Consider the following 15,764-nt stretch of genomic DNA (forward strand, 5'->3'; position numbering starts at 1 on the left):
CCGCGCGATCGGGCCGTCGGTTTCCCTCCACCCGGTCAGGCTCGGGCGCGCCGCTCCGCCTGCCCTCACCCGCGGCGGGTGAAGGGCACGGCCGCCGCCGGGGCGGCGGGCCGCTCACCCGCGCCGGGTGAGGACCGCCCGGCGGTCCCCCTCCACGCTCGGCACTCCGTCCGAGGTGGGGAGTGCCGACATGTCAGAGCCGTTCCGTGGTGTGGAGAACCTCGACATCCGTGACTCGACGCCCGACTGGGCACCCTTCTCCCAGCCGATCGCCCCACCCGGGACACCGAACGTGGTCTACGTGGTCCTTGACGACGTCGGGTTCGGCGCGCTGGGCTGCTACGGCGGGCTCATCGACACCCCCAACATCGACCGGATCGCCGACGCCGGGGTCCGCTACACCCAGTGGCACACCACGGCGCTGTGCTCACCCACGCGTTCCTGCCTGCTGACCGGCCGCAACCACACGACCAACGGCATGGCCTGCATCACCGAGGCGGCCACCGGCTTCCCGAACGGCAACGGGCACGTGCCGGCGGAGTGCGCCACGCTGCCGGAGGTGCTGGTCGAGCGCGGGGTCAGCACGGCGATGGTGGGCAAGTGGCACCTGTGCGCGCAGGACGAGATGAACCTGGCCGCGTCGAAGCGCAACTGGCCGCTGGGGCGCGGGTTCGAGCGGTTCTACGGGTTCCTCGGCGCGGAGACCAACCAGTGGTATCCGGACCTCGTCCACGACAACCACCCGGTCGACGCGCCCGCGACGCCGGCGGAGGGCTACCACCTCAGCGTCGACCTGACCGACAGGGCGATCGAGTTCGTCGACGACGTCAAGACGATCTCCCCGGACCGGCCGGTGTTCCTCTACTACGCCCTGGGGGCCGCGCACGCGCCGCACCACGTGCCGCAGGAGTGGGCCGACCGGTACCGCGGTCGCTTCGACGCGGGCTACGAGGCCGCCCGCGAGCAGATCCTCGCCCGGCAGATCGAGATGGGCATCGTGCCGCCCACCACCGAGCTGCCACCGATCAACCCCATCGGCACACCGGAGTCGCGCACCGGGCCCGACGGCGAACCGTTCCCCCCACTCGACTACACCAAGCCGTGGGACGGCCTGGGCGAGGACGAGCGGCGGCTGTTCGCCCGCATGGCCGAGGTCTACGCCGGCTTCCTCTCCCACGCCGACGCCCAGATCGGCCGGCTGATGGACCACCTCGAGTCCATCGGCCAGCTGGAGAACACGCTGGTCTTCGTCGTCTCCGACAACGGCGCCAGCGGTGAGGGCGGACCGGACGGCTCGGTCAACGAGAACAAGTTCTTCAACGGCATCCCCGACGACCTGGCCGACAACCTGGCGATGCTCGACGAGCTCGGCGGCCCGAAGACCTACAACCACTACCCGACCGGCTGGGCGATGGCGTTCAACACGCCCTTCAAGATGTGGAAGCGCTACTCGTTCAACGGCGGGACGTGCGACCCGTGCATCGTCTCCTGGCCGGCCGGGATCGCCGCCCGCGGTGAGGTGCGGGACCAGTACCACCACGCCATCGACCTCGTGCCGACCGTGCTCGACTGCCTCGGCATCGCCGAGCCCGCCGTCGTCCGCGGGGTGACCCAGGTGCCGATCCAGGGCGTCAGCATGGTCTCCGGCTTCACCGCCGCCGACGCGCCGTCGGCGCGCAAGACGCAGTTCTTCTCGATGCTGGGCACCCGCGGGATCTGGCACGAGGGCTGGAAGGCGGTCACCACCCACCCGGCGCTCGGCGGCTGGGGCCACTACGAGCGCGACACCTGGGAGCTCTACCACGTCGACACCGACCGCTCCGAGCTGCACGACCTGGCCGCGCAGGAACCCGAGCGGCTCGCCGAGCTGGTCGGGCTGTGGTTCTACGAGGCGGGGGCCAACCACGCGTTCCCGCTCGACGACCGCTCGGCGCTGGAGATCATCCTGACGCCCCGGCCGCAGCTCATCCCGCCCCGCGACCGGTACGTCTACCGGCCCGGTGCCGCGGAGATCCCGGAGCACATCGCGGTCAACGTCCGCAACCGCTCCTTCTCCATCGGCGCACTCGTGGACCTCCCGGCACCCGGCGCGCAGGGCGTCCTGTTCGCCCACGGGAGCCGCTTCGGCGGGCACGCCCTCTACCTCCGGGACGGCCGGCTGCACTACGTGAACAACTTCGTCGGCGTCACCGAGCAGCGGGTGGACGCCACCGAGGACCTGCCGACCGGGGAGGGGCTGATCCTGTCGGCGAGCTTCGACAAGACCGGCGAGGACCCGCCCGGCACCGCCTCCGGGACGCTGACGCTCTACCACGGGGACCGCGAGGTCGGGCACGGCGAGATCCGCACCCAGCCGGGCCTGTTCTCCCTGGCCGGGGAGGGGCTGACCGTCGGCCGCGACAGCGGGGAGGCGGTCACGGACGACTACCCGGGGCAGGCGCCCTGGCGGTTCACCGGCGGGACGCTGCACCAGGTCGCCATCGACGTCTCGGGCACCCCGTACGTCGACCTGGAGCGCGAGGCCGTCGCGATGCTCTCCCGGGAATGACCACCGCGAGATGACCACCACGGTGCAGTCCGTCCGGCACGGGGCCGTCCTCGTGCCGGGCGGGGCGTTCCGGATGGGCAGCGACCGGTTCTACCCGGAGGAGGCGCCCGTCCGGACGGTGACGGTGCCCGACCTGTGGGTGGACCAGCACCCGGTGACCAACGCGCAGTTCCGGCGCTTCGTCGCCGCCACCGGGCACGTCACGGTGGCCGAGCGGCCGCCGGACCCCCGGGACTTCTCGGGCGCCGAGGCCGCCGACCTCGTCCCGGGGTCGCTGGTGTTCCGCGAGACCGCGGGACCGGTGCCGCTGGACGACTGGACGCGCTGGTGGCACTGGGTCCCCGGAGCCGACTGGCGGCACCCCGAGGGGCCGGGGTCGACGCTGCACGGCCGCGAGCGGCACCCGGTCGTGCACGTCGGCCACGAGGACGCCACGGCCTACGCGGCCTGGGCCGGCCGGCGGCTGCCCACCGAGGCGGAGTGGGAGCACGCCGCCCGCGGTGGGCTCGACCAGGCCGTCTACGCCTGGGGCGACGACCCCGAGCCCCGCGGCCGGGTGATGGCCAACCGCTGGTACGGCCGCTTCCCCTGGGAGGCCCTGCGCCCGCACGGCTTCGCGCGCACCTCAGCGGTCGGGCGGTTCCCGCCCAACGGGTACGGCCTCTCCGACGTCACCGGCAACGTGTGGGAGTGGACGGCGACCGCCTGGCCGGAGGGCGGCGACGCACCGGCTCCCGACGACCCGGCGGGGGCCGGCCACGGCTGCTGCGGCCCCACCGCGCCGGCGCTGACCGAGCACGCCCGCCGGGTGATCAAGGGCGGCTCGCACCTCTGCGCGCCGTCGTACTGCCTGCGCTACCGGCCGGCCGCCCGCCAGGGCCAGGAGGTGCGCAGCACCACGGGACACGTCGGCTTCCGCTGCGTCAGCGACGTCCCGCCTCCCGGGAGGCCGTGAACCCGCGGTCGATCCGAACCGATGGTCCCGGAGGAGGTGCCGCGCGTGTCCCCGCTCCTGCACCGGGCCGCGACGGCCGGCTCCCCCTCCGCGGCCGGGCGACCGCGGCCGCGGCGCCTGCTGCGCAGCCGGCGCCGGCTCCGCGCCGGACTCCTGCAGCTTCTGTGCGCGGCGGCCGGGCTGGGGCTCGGGCTGACCCTGCCTCGCCTCCGGAGGGGACCCACGGTCGACAGCGGCCGGCTCGCCGAGCTCCTGTTCACGCTGGGCATCGGGGTGACCGGCCTGGTGAGCGTCGTCTTCGCGCTGCTGTTCGGTGTGGTGCAGTGGTCGGCCACCAGTTTCAGCCCCCGGCTGGGCCTGTTCCGAGGCGATCCCCTGGTGTGGCGGACCTACGCGTTCTCCGTGGGACTGTTCGTCTTCTGCACGACCGCCGGACTGGTGAGCGGCAACGGGGACCGGGTCTCGCTGGCGGTGCCCGTCACCGCGGTCCTGGGGTTGCTCGCCGCGCTCGCGCTGATCCGCGCGCTGCAGAACCGCGCCTTCCTGTCCCTGCAGCTGGCCGAGGTGCTGGAGGTGGTGTCCGCCCGCGGTCGCGTGGTGATCGGTGACCTCTACCGGCCCGGGCCGGCAGCCGGGGAGGCGGTCCCCGTGGCACCGCCCGTCCCGCCGATCCGCCGTACCGTCCGCTGGGGCGGCGGGCCGGGAGTGGTCCAGCAGCTGGCGCTGCGGCACCTGGTGGAGGCAGCGAGCCGCACCGACGCCCTGGTGGTCTTCCGCATCGGGGTCGGCGACCGGTTGGACGAGGCCGTCGCACTGGCGGACGTCCACGGCGGCGACGTCCCCGACCGGGTCGTACAGGCGGCGGTGTTCCGTGGCAGGGAGCGGTCCTCCGACCAGGACCCGATGCTGGCGGTGAGGCTGCTGGCCGACATCGGACTGCGGGCGCTGTCCCCGGCTGTCAACGACCCTGCCACCGCCGTGGACGCCATCGACGCGGCCGAGGGCCTGCTCCGCGCGCTGGCCGGCCGGAGCCTGCAGGTCGCCGACGTCACCGACGCCGCCGGGGAGTCCCGGGTCCGCCTCGTCCTGCCGTCGTGGGAGGACTACCTGCGCACCGCGATCGAGGACCTGCTCCCTCCAGCGGCACCCGTCCCGATGGTCCTGCGGCGACTGGACCGACTCCTGGGCGATCTGCTGGAGGCGTCCCCGGCATCCCGTCACCCGCCGCTCCTCCTGCTCCGCGGGCGGGTGACGGCCCTGCTCGCCGCGGGAAGGCAGGCAGCGGCGCCGGACGGGCGGCCGGTGCCGCTCCCGGCGGCCGGCGGCCCGCGTCCGTGACGGCTCAGGGGCGGTCGCCGGACGGCGGGACGGACGCGCCGGCCGACAGCGGCGCCCGCTGTTCCGGACCGCCGCGGGCGGGCGTGGAGGCCGGCGGCCGGCCGAGCGCCAGCCGCCACAGCGACGCCCAGTCCAGCCGGCCCCGCGGCGGCCGGATCCCGGGCCGGTCCCGGGGCAGCCGCACCCGCAGCGCCAGGGGGCGGACGGTGCAGTGCACGGGGGTGGACAGGTGCACCGACTCGCCGTCGATGCCGACCGGGACGGCGGGCTCCGGAGAGCTCACGACCACCTCGCGCGCCTCGAGCCGGAGCAGTCCCCGCCGGTGGGCGCCCTGCAGCAGCCCCACGGCCTGCCGCGCCGAGCCCACCCGGACGGCGACCACGCCCAGCACCCCGCGGTCGAGCCGGGACCGGCGCCCCATCCCGGCGAGGTCGGAGGCCTCGTAGGGGTCGTTGCTGACCAGGAGGGCCTGCGGCCCGTCGACGACGACCCCGTCCGCGTCGGCGACCAGGTGCGCGCCCCGCCGGCCGCCCAGCAGGTCCGGCAGCGTGGCCAGCGTGGTGCCGCGCTTGTCGTCGCGGTAGGCCGGGTCGTCGACGATCTCGGCGTAGGCCCCGAACGAGGCGTTGTTGACGAACGGCCGCCCGTTGATCTCGCCGAGGTCGATCCGGGCCTCCACGCCGTCGCGCAGCGCGTCGAGACAGCGGGCCGGGTCCTCGCGGTCCAGGCCGAGGTCGAGGGCGAAGTGGTTCCGGGTGCCGGCGCTGATGACCAGGAACGGCACGTCGGCGTCGGCGGCCACCTGCGCCACCAGCGCCTGGGTGCCGTCCCCGCCGGCCACGCCGAGCAGGTCGGCGCCCCGGGCGAGAGCGTCGCGGGCCAGCTGCTGCACGTCGACGTGCGGACGGTCGAGCAGCGCCACCTCCGCACCCATCGCCTCCGCCTTCTCCTGCAGGCCGAACCGGGTCACCTTGCCGCCACCCGAGCGCGGGTTCATGACGACGAAGGGCCGCAGCGGCGCGGCCGCGTCCACGACCGGCAGCTCCCACGCGGAGCGGTCCGGACGCAGCGCGGTGCGCGCGGCCAGCACCGCGGCGGCCAGCAGCGCGGCGGCCAGCAATGCGACCCACAGCAGGCCCTCCACGACGAAGAGCACGAGCACGGCCACCGGGACGGCGACCACCAGGGCCAGCGCCAGCCAGCGCAGCACCCCCCGCTGCTGCAGGAACCAGAACCCGGCAGCCAGCACGACGACGACGGCCGTGGCGGTCAGCACCACCAGCCACCCGCCGCCCTCGCCGGCGAAGGACAGCAGCAGGGCCGCCGCCAGCACCGCCAGTGCCAGGGAGGCCCGCGCCTCCCAGATCCGCGCGCGCAACGCGTCCATCTCGCACCTCCCGGCGCCGACGCCCGGTGCCACGAGCGATCGTCGCGGCCCGGAACGGCCGCGACGTCACCCCGTCCGGACGGTTCCGGGGCCTCCGGGCGGGCCGGCGTCCCCGCTCCGGCCGGCCGGCCGACGGTGTCCGGGGGGCCGCCGGGGGACGGGTGAGCGGCGCGGTCACACGTCGCAGATGAGGTCCTCCGGCCGCGCGGGGACGAGGCTCGGCCCGTCCGGCGCCGAAGACCCCGGACGCGCCGTCGACGGTGGAGGAGGGACGACCATGAGCACCGACGTGACCGGTCCGCACCCGGGGGTCACCCCCGTCCGCTCCGGCCCGGTGCGGACGGGGATGGTCGTGCTCGGGATCGCCGCCGTCGTCGTCGGCGTCGTGCTGGTGGCCAACCCCTTCGCCGCGGCCCGGACGCTGGCCCTGATCGCCGGGCTCGGGCTCGTCGTCGCGGGGCTCCTCGAGATCGCCGTGGGCTGGGAGACCGGCCGCCGCGGCCCGGCGCTCCTGCTGGGGGCGGTCCTGGTCGTGGGCGGCGTGCTCGCCGCCGTCTGGCCCGACGTCACGCTGTGGACCATCGCGCTGGTCACCGGCCTCTCGCTGGTCCTCCACGGGATCGCCCGGACGGCGCTCGCGGTGGCCGCGCGGGCGCAGGTCCCGGGCTGGGGCTGGCTCGCGCTGGCCGGCGTCCTCAACGTCGTCGTCGGCGTCCTGGCGCTGGCCTGGCCCGAGGCGACGGTCGTGGTCCTGGCGGTGGTCCTGGGCGTCGAGGTCCTGCTGTTCGGCGTCCTCCTGCTGGTCGCCGCCGCCGTCGGGCCGTCCCGGTCCCGCGTCTGATCGGCCGGGGATCCGGCCGCCGTCACCGAGAACACGCCAACCGAGAGCACGAGAACCGAGAGCACGAGAACGGAGCCCGTCGTGTCCGACGTCAAGATCGAGCAGAAGGTCGTCAGGAGCCGCGCCGAGGTGGCGCAGTTGCTGGCCGAGTTGGCGAAGTCCATGGAGGGGGAGGGGAGCGTCTCCCTGCGCCTGGCCGACAGCACGGTGGAGCTCGAGGTCCCCGACCGCATCCGGTGCGAGGTCGAGGTGGAGGTCGACGGGGACGAGGTCGAGCTGGAGCTCGAGTTCACCTGGTCCACCGCCCGGACGGCGGCGAAGGGCGCCTCCGCCAAGGGCTCTGCCGGCACCTGACCGGACCGCGGCCGCGCCCTCCCCGGCGCGGGCCGTGCCGCCGGGGGACACCCGTCCGCCGGTACCGCAGACAGCCGGTGCCGGGCGGTCGGGACCGAGGAGAGGAGGCTCGCCATGAGGACGAACCTGTACGAGATCCGCGTGGACGGGCTGCTCACCGACCAGGCCCGCGAGGCCTTCTGCGACATGCGCATCGTGGAGACGCCCACCGGGGCCAGGCTCTACGGCGAGGTCATCGACGAGGCGCACCTGCTGGGCATCATGGCCCAGTGCCGGACGCTGGGCCTGGTGATCGTGTCCGCCAACCGGGTCTCCTCCGAGGCGTCCTGAACCCGGGGCCGCCCGGATCCGGCCTCCCGAGAGGGCCCCCCGACGCGCGGCGGCGGCCCGGACGTGCGCCGTCCCGCCGACCGGGCCCGGGGGCCGATCGGCGGGACGGGTCCTGCGGTCGGGATCAGTCCCTGCGGTCATGACGGTGGCTGACCCGCCGGGCGGTGCGCCGGGCGGTGCGCCGGGCGACCCTGCGTGAAGCGAACATCGTGTCCTCCTCTCCGGTGCCGGTGTGCAGCGGTCCGTGTCGGGCGACCCAGCCCGCTCAGGTGGGCACGGACGACGTCTCGACGCGGTGCAGGTCGGCCGCCTCCTCGGCGGTCAGCAGCCCGATCCCGATCAGGTCGAGCGGACTGATGAACCCGTCGCTCACCCGGAAGCCGCCGGCGCGGGCGATCGCGTCGCGCAGCCCGACCGCCCAGTGGTGCTCGAGCAGGATCAGTGCGGCGGCCGAGCCGTTCGGGATGTCCTCGAGCACGTCCCAGGCGTCCTCGTCGGAGAAGGCGGAGATCCCGTCGGCCGCCGCCTCGGCGCCGGCCTGTGCGCCCGGCTCCACGCCCGCCTCCCCGTCGAAGCCCAGGCCGACGAGGGCGCCGACCATGCTGCCGACCTCGATCGCCTCGTCGTCGGAGAGGTTGCTCAGGTGCATCGCCTCGAGCCCGCCGTCGGGGTCCTTGTAGACCGCCAGGGCGTCGATCACGCGCACGGTGTCGCTCTGCCGCAGGCGCTCGAGCTCGTCGATGATCTCGCCGTGGAAGTCGGGCTGCGGGAACCCGAGCACGATGAGCTGTACAGGTCCGATGGCCATTCTCGTCTCCACTTCCTCGGGGACCGGGCCCGCGCACCTCGCGCGCGGGGACCGGCACCCGGAGCGTCGTGTCTCCCGTGGGGGACCACCTCGCCCGCGGCGGGTGACCGCCGGTGCGGGACGGGGTCGCCGGTCAGGAGGTCGCCGGTCAGAAGACGGTGGCCCAGTCGTCCCGCATGCTCACGACGGTCCAGCCCCGGTCCCCGGCGCCGGCCAGCGCCTCCTCGGCGCCGCCGGTGTAGGCGAACTCGCGGTCGGCGTCGTCGTGGCGGAGGAGCAGGCGCAGGGAGGGCAGGCCGTCGTGCCGGGCGAAGTCCAGCATCGGGCCGTCGCCGTTGCTGTTGCCGGCGGCGAGCAGCGGCCGGCGGCCCACGCGGCTCCAGATCCGGACCGGCTTCTCGGGGCCGTCGTCGAGGTACTCGGGCACGGGCGTGTGCGTGACCGTGCCGCCGTCCGGGCCGCCGGTCCAGGCCAGGGCGGCGGTGCTGCCGATGACCCGCTCCCGCGGGATGCCGTAGAGCTCGTCGCTGACCGGGCGCACGAAGTCGCGGCCGCCGCCGGAGGCGATGTAGCTGGTGAACCCGTGGGCCGCGAGGTGGTCGAGCAGCTCGACCATCGGCCGGTAGGTGCACTCGAGGTAGCTCCGGTGCAGGACCGGGTTCGACGTCGTCCGCAGGAAGGTCCCGGCGAGCTGCTCGAAGTCCTCGACGTCGACGCCGTCGTGGGCCGCCAGGACCCCGGCCATGAGGACGTGCGCCTTGCGGTCGTCGCCGGCGTAGTGGTCGGTGATGACGCTCTCCAGCCACGCCGCGTCCCGCTCGACGGCGGCCTTCCACGGCTGCCGGCCGGCCAGGGAGGGATCGGCCTGCGCCATCTCGACCAGGCGCCGCAGGACGAAGTCGAGCTGGACCGGCATCGGCTTCTCGCACCACAGCGTGCCGTCGTTGTCGAACACGGCGACCCGCTGCTCCACCGGGACCGGTGCCGCGTCGCCGGCTCCCCGGACCCGGTCGACGAAGGCGAGGACCGCGTCGCGGGCGGGTCCGGGGCGCCAGCTCGGCAGCACCCCGTCGGAGGCCGTGAGACGCACGGCGTCCCGGGAGGAGGCTCCCGCGGGAGGCGCGGGCACCGCGCGCGGGGACGGCACGGCACGCTGGGGCACGGCACGGGGCGAGGGCATGGCGGCGAGCCTCCGTGCCGGACCGCGACGGCGGATCACCCGCGCCGGGCGAACCGGGTCAGTGCTGGGGGCCCCGCACGGCGGCGACCGCGGCGCCCAGCACGGCTCCGGTGCCGATGCACCCGGCGAGGAACCACGCGCCGTCGCGGTGCCATCGGGCGCTCGCGAGGTCGCCGTGGTGGGCGGCCGGCCGGCCGGTGCGGACTCCCGACCGGGGGACCGACGTCGTCTGCTCCGCTGCGTCGTCCATGGACGGCACCGTCCTCCGGGAGCGTCGTCGCGTCCCCACCCCGGAGGGGTGGGGACGCCGCGCCGGGTCAGTCGGCCTCGCCGTGGTCGTGCGTGGCCAGGAACCGGACGGCGGCGCGGACGTCGGCCAGAGCCTCACCTCCAGGCGCGAGGAGGCCCGCGCGCACGCAGATGGCGCAGGTGCCGGTGAACCGGGCGCCGGAGTACCCGGGTGGCGCGGGCGCGCGCCGGATCGTCACCTGCCCGTCGTCGGACACGTGGGTCCGGGAGAACGCGAGGCTGCGCTCGAGGCGCTCGTCGTCAGTGGGCACCGTTCCCCCCGGGAGGAGGTCCGCCCGGAGCGGAGGGACTCCGGGCGACCGGGTTCCCAGGACGTCCGTCGACAGGTCCTCCACGGCGATCGCCTCCGGCGCGTCCGGGGTGCCCCGTGGTGGCGTCGTACGCCTGCACTCCCGGAGGGCACCGCCGACCCAGCCTGGGGGACGCCCGCCGCCACCACATCGGACGATGTGGCCCATCCGCGGGCGGTGTCGGGCAGGTGGGTCAGGTCTCGAGGAGGCCGAGCTCCTGGGCCCGGGCGACGGCGTCGCCGCGGGTGTGGACGCCGAGCTTCCGGTAGGCCGACCAGACCTGGGCCTTCACGGTGTGCCGGGACAGGGAGAGCCGGTCGGCGATGCCCTCCAGCGTGAGGTGCGTCAGCAGGAGGGGGAGGACCCGCAGCTCCGCCGTCGTCAGGGTCGCCGTGCCCGCCTGCAGCGAGCCCAGCCGTCCGCGCACCTCGTCGGTCCGCTTGCCGAGCACCCCGAGGTCGGGGCGGCGCCGGAGCACGGCCTCGGCGTCGCGGACGAAGACCCGGGACCCGCCCGCATCGCCCAGGCCGAGGGCGACCTCGGCCATCTCGAGCAGCGCCTCGACCGCCACCCAGGGCAGCGCGTGCGACAGCAGCGGGCGCAGCCGCTGGGCCTCGCCGAGACAGGCGCGGGCCCCGGCGGGGTCCCCCCGGTGCCGCGCCACACGGGCGGCGAGGGTGAAGACCAGGACGCTGGTGACGTGCGACTCGGTGTGCGCGCGGCGGACGACCGACCGCGCCCGCTCGACCAGCGCCTCCGCGGCGCGCCAGTCGCCCTGCCGCAGCTGCAGCAGGGCCCGGTAGGAGAGGACCGCCGTGAGCAGGGGCGGCCGCTGGGTCCCGTCGACGATCTCGGCCGCGTCGTCGAACCACGCGGCCGCGCCGTCGTCGTCCCCGAGGAGCAGGGCGGCCACGCCGTGCAGGAAGAGGCGCATCGGGTAGTCCACGTCGGCGGCCGAACCGGCACCGGGGCGGCGGCCGGCCTCCTCGAGGTCGCGCCGCATCTGCTCGGGACCACCGCGGCACATGACCACCCGCGCCGCGGTGAGCCACATGGCGGTGCGCTCCGGGTCGTCGGCCGCCGGCCGCCGGTCCGCCCAGCGCTCGGCCAGGTCCGCCCAGCGGTCGGCCGCGGCCGGCCGGCCGGTGAGCGCGCACAGGTAGGCCGCCAGCGCCGCCATCGCCGGGTGCCGTTCCACCGCGCCCCGCTCGTCGACCCAGGTGAACCAGTCCAGGAGGGTGGCCGACCGGCCCGCCGCGTACATCGGCTGGCCGAGGGCGACGGCGATCCGCGCGACGCGGTCGACGTCCCCGGCCTCCTGGGCGTAGCGGAGGGCCGCCTCCGGCCGGCCGTCGGCCTCGCACCATGCGGCGGCCCGCCGCAGCAGGCCGCCGGCCGCGTCGCCTCCGGTGCGGTCCAGCCGCGCCCGCAGCAGGTCGCGGAGGATCGGGTGGTAGCGGTACCAGGTCCCCTGGCCGTCGAGCGGCACCAGGAAGAGGTTGTCCCCCTGCAGGCGCTCCAGCTCCGCGGCCGATCCCGACCGGTCGAGCACCGCGTCGCAGAGGGCGCCGCAGAGACGGTCGAGGACCGACGTGCGGGTCAGGAGGTCGAGGTCCTGCGGCGCGAGGCCGGTGAGCAGCTCCGCCTGCAGGTACTCGCCGGCCAGCCGCTCCCCACCGTCCGCGCCGGGCCGCCGGGAGGCCGTGCGCGCGCGTGCGGCGAGGTAGAGCCCGGCTGCCCATCCCTCGGTGCGGCGGGCCAGCGCGGCCACCTCGTCGTCGGGGAGGTCGGCTCCGGCGGCCCGCAGCAGGGAACGGGCCGCTCCGTCCGAGAAGGCCAGGTCGTGCGTCCCGACGTCGACCACACGGCCCTGGGCGCGGAGGCGGGCGAGCGGCACCGGCATCCCGCGCCCGGCGAGGGCGATCTGCGTCGTCCCGCGGGCGTGGCCGGCGAGCGTCACCAGCGCGTCGAGGGACGGCCCCTCCCGGAGGTGGTGCACGTCGTCGACGACCAGGACGAGCGGCCGGGGCGGGCGCGCGAGGGCCGCCCCGAGGCGGGGGACCACGGTGGCCTGGACGGAGGTCCCCGGCGACCGCAGCGCCTCGAACGTCCCGGCAGGCAGCGTGCTGACGCGGTCGAGGGCCACGGCGAGGTGGGTCAGCAGGACGACGGGGTCGTCGTCCTGGGGGTCCAGCGACACCCAGGCGACGGGGCGGTCGTCGGCCTCCGACCACTGGACCAGCAGCGTGGTCTTCCCGTACCCGGCGGGGGCGACCACGGCGACGACCGGCGTACCGCGGGCGCGCTGGAGACGGGCGAGCAGCCCCGGCCGGGGGACGACCCCGCGCCGGGTGGCCGGCACGAACAGCTTCGACTCGAGGACCTCGACCGGGAGGTCGCGCGGGGTGGGCCGCGCCCGGTACCCCGGCGGCCGGCTCAGGGCGCCACCTGCTGGACGGACACGACGTGCAGGCCCAGTGACTGGATCCTCGCGAGCAGCTGGTGCAGGTCCTCGTCCTGGTGCACCAGGCCGGAGATGACCGTCTCGGCCGTCACCTCGGCGACGTCCATGCCGGCGAAGGCGTCACGTGCGCGCCGGGACAGGCGTCCCGTCACCCGGACCTCGTACGTCCGATCCGGCATGTCGGGCCTCCGTCGCGTCGTCCCTGGGCGGACCCATGACTGCCCCACCGTCGCGCCGGTGGCCGGGAGGCGCCTCACCCGGCCCAGGTGAACGCCTCACGGCAGCAGCCCGCTGTCCTGGGCCCGCCGCACGGCCGCCCGCCGGGACGAGACGCCCAGCTTCGCGTAGATGGAGCGGATGTGGGTCTTCACCGTGTTCACCGAGACGGTGAACTCCTCGGCGATCTCCCGGGCGTTGAGCAGCGAGGGCAGCAGCGCGAGCACCGCGAGCTCGCGCTCGCTGAGCCGAACGGCCGGGCGGGAGACGAGCGCCGCGCGGGCGGCGGCCACCTCGGCGTCGAACCGCGCCCGTCCCCGGCGGGCCGGCCCGGCGTCGAGGAGCTCCTGCGTGAGCGGTCCCGCGAGGGCGAGGGGCCGCGCCACGCCGACGGACTCCGCCCGCACGAGCGCTGCCTCCAGCGACGCGCGCCCGGCCGGCAGGTCGCCGGCCTGCAGCGCGCACTCGGCGTCCACCAGGTGCGCCTCCACCGCGGTCTGCGGCAGGAGCAGCGGCGTCGCCGGGTCGTGCACCGGGGTCACGGATGCCTGCGCGGCTGCGAACCGCCCGGCGGCCATCTCCTCCCGGGCCCGCAGGAGCAGCGTCTCCCCGGTCCGGGAGACCCGTGCGGCCAGCCAGGCCGCCACCTCGGCCGCGGCGGAGGGGTTCCCGCTCAGCAGCGCCACCCCGTGCTCGAGGAGCGCCAGGGCCGCCGCCATCGACGGCGGTGCGGGGGTCGCCCCGAAGGCCTCGCGTGCCGCCTGCACCTCCGCGAGGCCGGCCGCCCGGTGCCCGCGGTCGGCGAGGGCGGCGCCGTGCACGGCGTGCAGGGTGTACGCGGCCTCCGGCGGGAGCTGGTCCCCGAGCCCGAGCACCTCCTGCGCGTGGGCGGACGCGGCCTCCGGGTCCCCGCGGAGGAGGCAGCCGTAGGCGAGCATCCCCACGGGTGCCGCCGACCACTCCGAGGGGTGCCGGCCCCGGGTCGCCGCCGCGGTCACGGCCCGCTGCGCCGTCTCCGTCATCTCCCGCAGGTCGCCGCGCATCGCGGCGAGCGTCGCCAGCATGGACAGCGACTGGACCTCGAGGTAGCCGAGGTCGAGCGCACGGGCCAGGTCGAGGGCCTGCTTGAGCTCGGCGCGGGCGTGGTCGACGTCGGTGCCTCCCGGGTTGCCGAACTCGGCGGCCCCGCGGCTGGCGTGCAGCAGCGCCGCCAGGTCGGACCGGTCCTGGTCCGCGGCGTCGGGGGACGGGCGGGACTGTCCGACGTCGAGGCCCAGGCCCGAGGCCAGCAGCTCGGCGCTGGCCCGCAGCGCCACCAGCCCGGCGTCCGGGGTGTCGGGCCACGCCCGCCGGGCGTTCTCCAGCTCCGCCGCCGCGGCGGCCGGCGCGCGGGCGTCGAGGTGGGTGATCGCCGCGGTGAGCGCCAGCCAGGGATCGGCCGTGCGCGCACCCGGACCCACGGCCGCGAGCGCACGACGCAGCGGTCCCAGGTCCCCGCCCAGCAGCAGGGGCACGCCCGCCCCCCGGACCAGGGAGCCGGTCAGGTCCCCGTCGCCGGACCGCTCGGCGTGCCGCAGGGCGTGCACGTGCTGCCCGTTCGCCGACCACCACCGCGCGGCGGTCGCCTGCGCCTGGCGGTGGGCCCGGGGCCGCTGCCGCGCCAGGTCGGCGACGAGGTAGGAGCGCAGGAGGGGCTGGATGCGGTAGCTGCCGCGCGGCGTCCGCTCCACGAGGGCCGTCTCCTGGCGGAGGTCGTCGAGCACCCGCTCGGCGTCGCCGCGCTGCGACAGAGCGACGGCGAGGGCGGCCGGCAGGGGCGAGCACACGCTGACCAGCCCGAGGAAGTCCTGGGTGTCCGGGTCGAGGCCGTCGAGGATCTCGCCGGTCAGGTACTCGGCGACCGAGCGCTCGTCGCCGGAGAAGCTCGTGAGGAAGCCCGCCGCGTCCTCGGTGCGGCGCAGCGCGAGCACGGCGAGCCGGAGTCCGGCGGCCCAGCCCTCGGTGCGCGCCTGCAGCGTGGCCACCTGCGGTGGGGTCAGCGCGAGCCCCGTCGTCTCCAGCAGTGCGGTGGTCTCGGGGAGGGTGAAGGCGAGGGCGTCGGCCCGCAGCTCGTGCACCCGGCCCTCCAGCCGGAGCCGGGGGATGGAGACGGGCGGGTCCGCCCGGCTGGCGAGCACGAGCCGCACGCCCGCGGGCCGCTGGCGGACCACCCGGGTGAGGTCGTGGAGCACCTCGCGCCCGGTCAGCTCGTGCACGTCGTCGAGGACGAGGCGGACCGGCGTGCCGAGGGTGTCCAGCACGTCGGCGAGCTCCTCGGCGACGTCCACCCCGTCGGACCGTGTCACCCCGGCCAGGCGCCGGAGGCGGTCGTCCCGGCCCGCCGAGGGGACGGCGAGCAGCGAGGCCACCACCGCCGACCACAGGCGGCGGGGGTCGTTGTCGTCGGAGTCCAGCCGCACCCACGCCGTCTCGAGCTGCTCCCGGTCGCGGACCCACTCGGCCAGCAGCAGGGTCTTGCCCGATCCGGCGGGAGCGCTGACCACCACCACCTGGTCGGGACCGGCCTCGTCCAGCCGCTCGAGGAGCCGGGGGCGGGGCACGAACCCGGCGGGCAGCGAGGGGACGACGCCCTTGCGTGCGGGGAACCGCAGTGGTGCGTCGCGGGGGAGGGCCATGGCGGGCTCCTCGTCGTCGTCGGCGGAGGTCACCGGGTGCGGATCCGGGTCCCGCTCCGACGCGGGACG

At 76.1% G+C, this 15,764-nt stretch carries 14 protein-coding genes; 6 read left to right on the forward strand and 8 right to left on the reverse strand.

Annotated features, from left to right (window positions below):
• Nucleotides 1-190 precede the first annotated feature (190 nt).
• Genes FN207_RS11840 through FN207_RS11850 form a run of 3 tightly spaced genes read left to right on the forward strand, consistent with a single transcriptional unit; the run spans nt 191 to nt 4,841 of the window.
• The gene (locus FN207_RS11840) at nt 191-2,548 is read left to right on the forward strand and encodes an arylsulfatase (RefSeq protein WP_142458715.1); all 2,358 of its coding nucleotides are present in this window, start codon (nt 191-193) and stop codon (nt 2,546-2,548) included.
• 10 nt (nt 2,549-2,558) lie between these two features.
• Complete coding sequence (locus FN207_RS11845; RefSeq protein ID WP_142458716.1) at nt 2,559-3,503, forward strand: formylglycine-generating enzyme family protein; 945 nt, start codon at nt 2,559-2,561, stop codon at nt 3,501-3,503.
• Between the two features lie 45 nt (nt 3,504-3,548).
• The gene (locus FN207_RS11850; RefSeq protein ID WP_185938307.1) at nt 3,549-4,841 is read left to right on the forward strand and encodes a DUF2254 family protein; all 1,293 of its coding nucleotides are present in this window, start codon (nt 3,549-3,551) and stop codon (nt 4,839-4,841) included.
• 4 nt (nt 4,842-4,845) lie between these two features.
• Here FN207_RS11850 and FN207_RS11855 read toward each other — a convergent pair whose 3' ends face one another.
• Nucleotides 4,846-6,228 carry a diacylglycerol/lipid kinase family protein gene (locus FN207_RS11855; RefSeq protein ID WP_142458718.1) on the reverse strand — a complete coding sequence of 461 codons (1,383 nt, stop codon included), beginning with the start codon at nt 6,226-6,228 and terminating at the stop codon, nt 4,846-4,848.
• A gap of 277 nt (nt 6,229-6,505) precedes the next feature.
• On the opposite strand from FN207_RS11855, the gene FN207_RS11860 reads away from it, so the two are divergent.
• The 3 genes from FN207_RS11860 (at nt 6,506) to FN207_RS11870 (ending at nt 7,753) form a co-directional block, all read left to right on the forward strand.
• On the forward strand, nt 6,506-7,069 hold the full coding sequence (locus FN207_RS11860) for an HdeD family acid-resistance protein (RefSeq protein ID WP_185938308.1): 564 nt from the start codon (nt 6,506-6,508) through the stop codon (nt 7,067-7,069).
• Nucleotides 7,070-7,150: 81 nt separating this feature from the next.
• Nucleotides 7,151-7,423, forward strand: coding sequence for an amphi-Trp domain-containing protein (locus FN207_RS11865; RefSeq protein ID WP_142458720.1), 273 nt, complete (start codon nt 7,151-7,153; stop codon nt 7,421-7,423).
• Nucleotides 7,424-7,537: 114 nt separating this feature from the next.
• A complete protein-coding gene (locus FN207_RS11870) occupies nt 7,538-7,753 on the forward strand; it encodes a hypothetical protein (protein WP_142458721.1) in 216 nt (71 codons plus the stop codon).
• A gap of 265 nt (nt 7,754-8,018) precedes the next feature.
• On the opposite strand, the gene FN207_RS11875 is transcribed toward FN207_RS11870, so the two are convergent.
• From FN207_RS11875 to FN207_RS11905, 7 genes are all read right to left on the reverse strand, one after another.
• Complete coding sequence (locus FN207_RS11875) at nt 8,019-8,561, reverse strand: hypothetical protein (protein ID WP_142458722.1); 543 nt, start codon at nt 8,559-8,561, stop codon at nt 8,019-8,021.
• A 148-nt stretch (nt 8,562-8,709) separates the two neighbouring features.
• Entirely contained in the window at nt 8,710-9,651 is a 942-nt protein-coding gene (locus FN207_RS11880; protein WP_246065997.1) for an HAD family hydrolase, read from the reverse strand.
• A gap of 148 nt (nt 9,652-9,799) precedes the next feature.
• On the reverse strand, nt 9,800-9,991 hold the full coding sequence (locus tag FN207_RS11885) for a hypothetical protein (RefSeq protein ID WP_142458724.1): 192 nt from the start codon (nt 9,989-9,991) through the stop codon (nt 9,800-9,802).
• Between the two features lie 67 nt (nt 9,992-10,058).
• Nucleotides 10,059-10,301, reverse strand: coding sequence for a hypothetical protein (locus tag FN207_RS11890; protein ID WP_142458725.1), 243 nt, complete (start codon nt 10,299-10,301; stop codon nt 10,059-10,061).
• 232 nt (nt 10,302-10,533) lie between these two features.
• Nucleotides 10,534-12,702, reverse strand: a complete 2,169-nt coding sequence (locus FN207_RS11895; RefSeq protein ID WP_142458726.1) for a helix-turn-helix transcriptional regulator — start codon at nt 12,700-12,702, stop codon at nt 10,534-10,536.
• 74 nt (nt 12,703-12,776) lie between these two features.
• Complete coding sequence (locus tag FN207_RS11900) at nt 12,777-12,983, reverse strand: hypothetical protein (RefSeq protein WP_142458727.1); 207 nt, start codon at nt 12,981-12,983, stop codon at nt 12,777-12,779.
• 96 nt (nt 12,984-13,079) lie between these two features.
• Nucleotides 13,080-15,728: a winged helix-turn-helix domain-containing protein gene (locus FN207_RS11905; RefSeq protein WP_142458728.1), complete on the reverse strand. Its 2,649-nt coding sequence runs from the start codon at nt 15,726-15,728 to the stop codon at nt 13,080-13,082.
• Between the last annotated feature and the right edge of the window lie 36 nt (nt 15,729-15,764).

Source organism: Geodermatophilus aquaeductus, assembly GCF_900182545.1.
Taxonomy (GTDB): Bacteria; Actinomycetota; Actinomycetes; order Mycobacteriales; family Geodermatophilaceae; genus Geodermatophilus; species Geodermatophilus aquaeductus.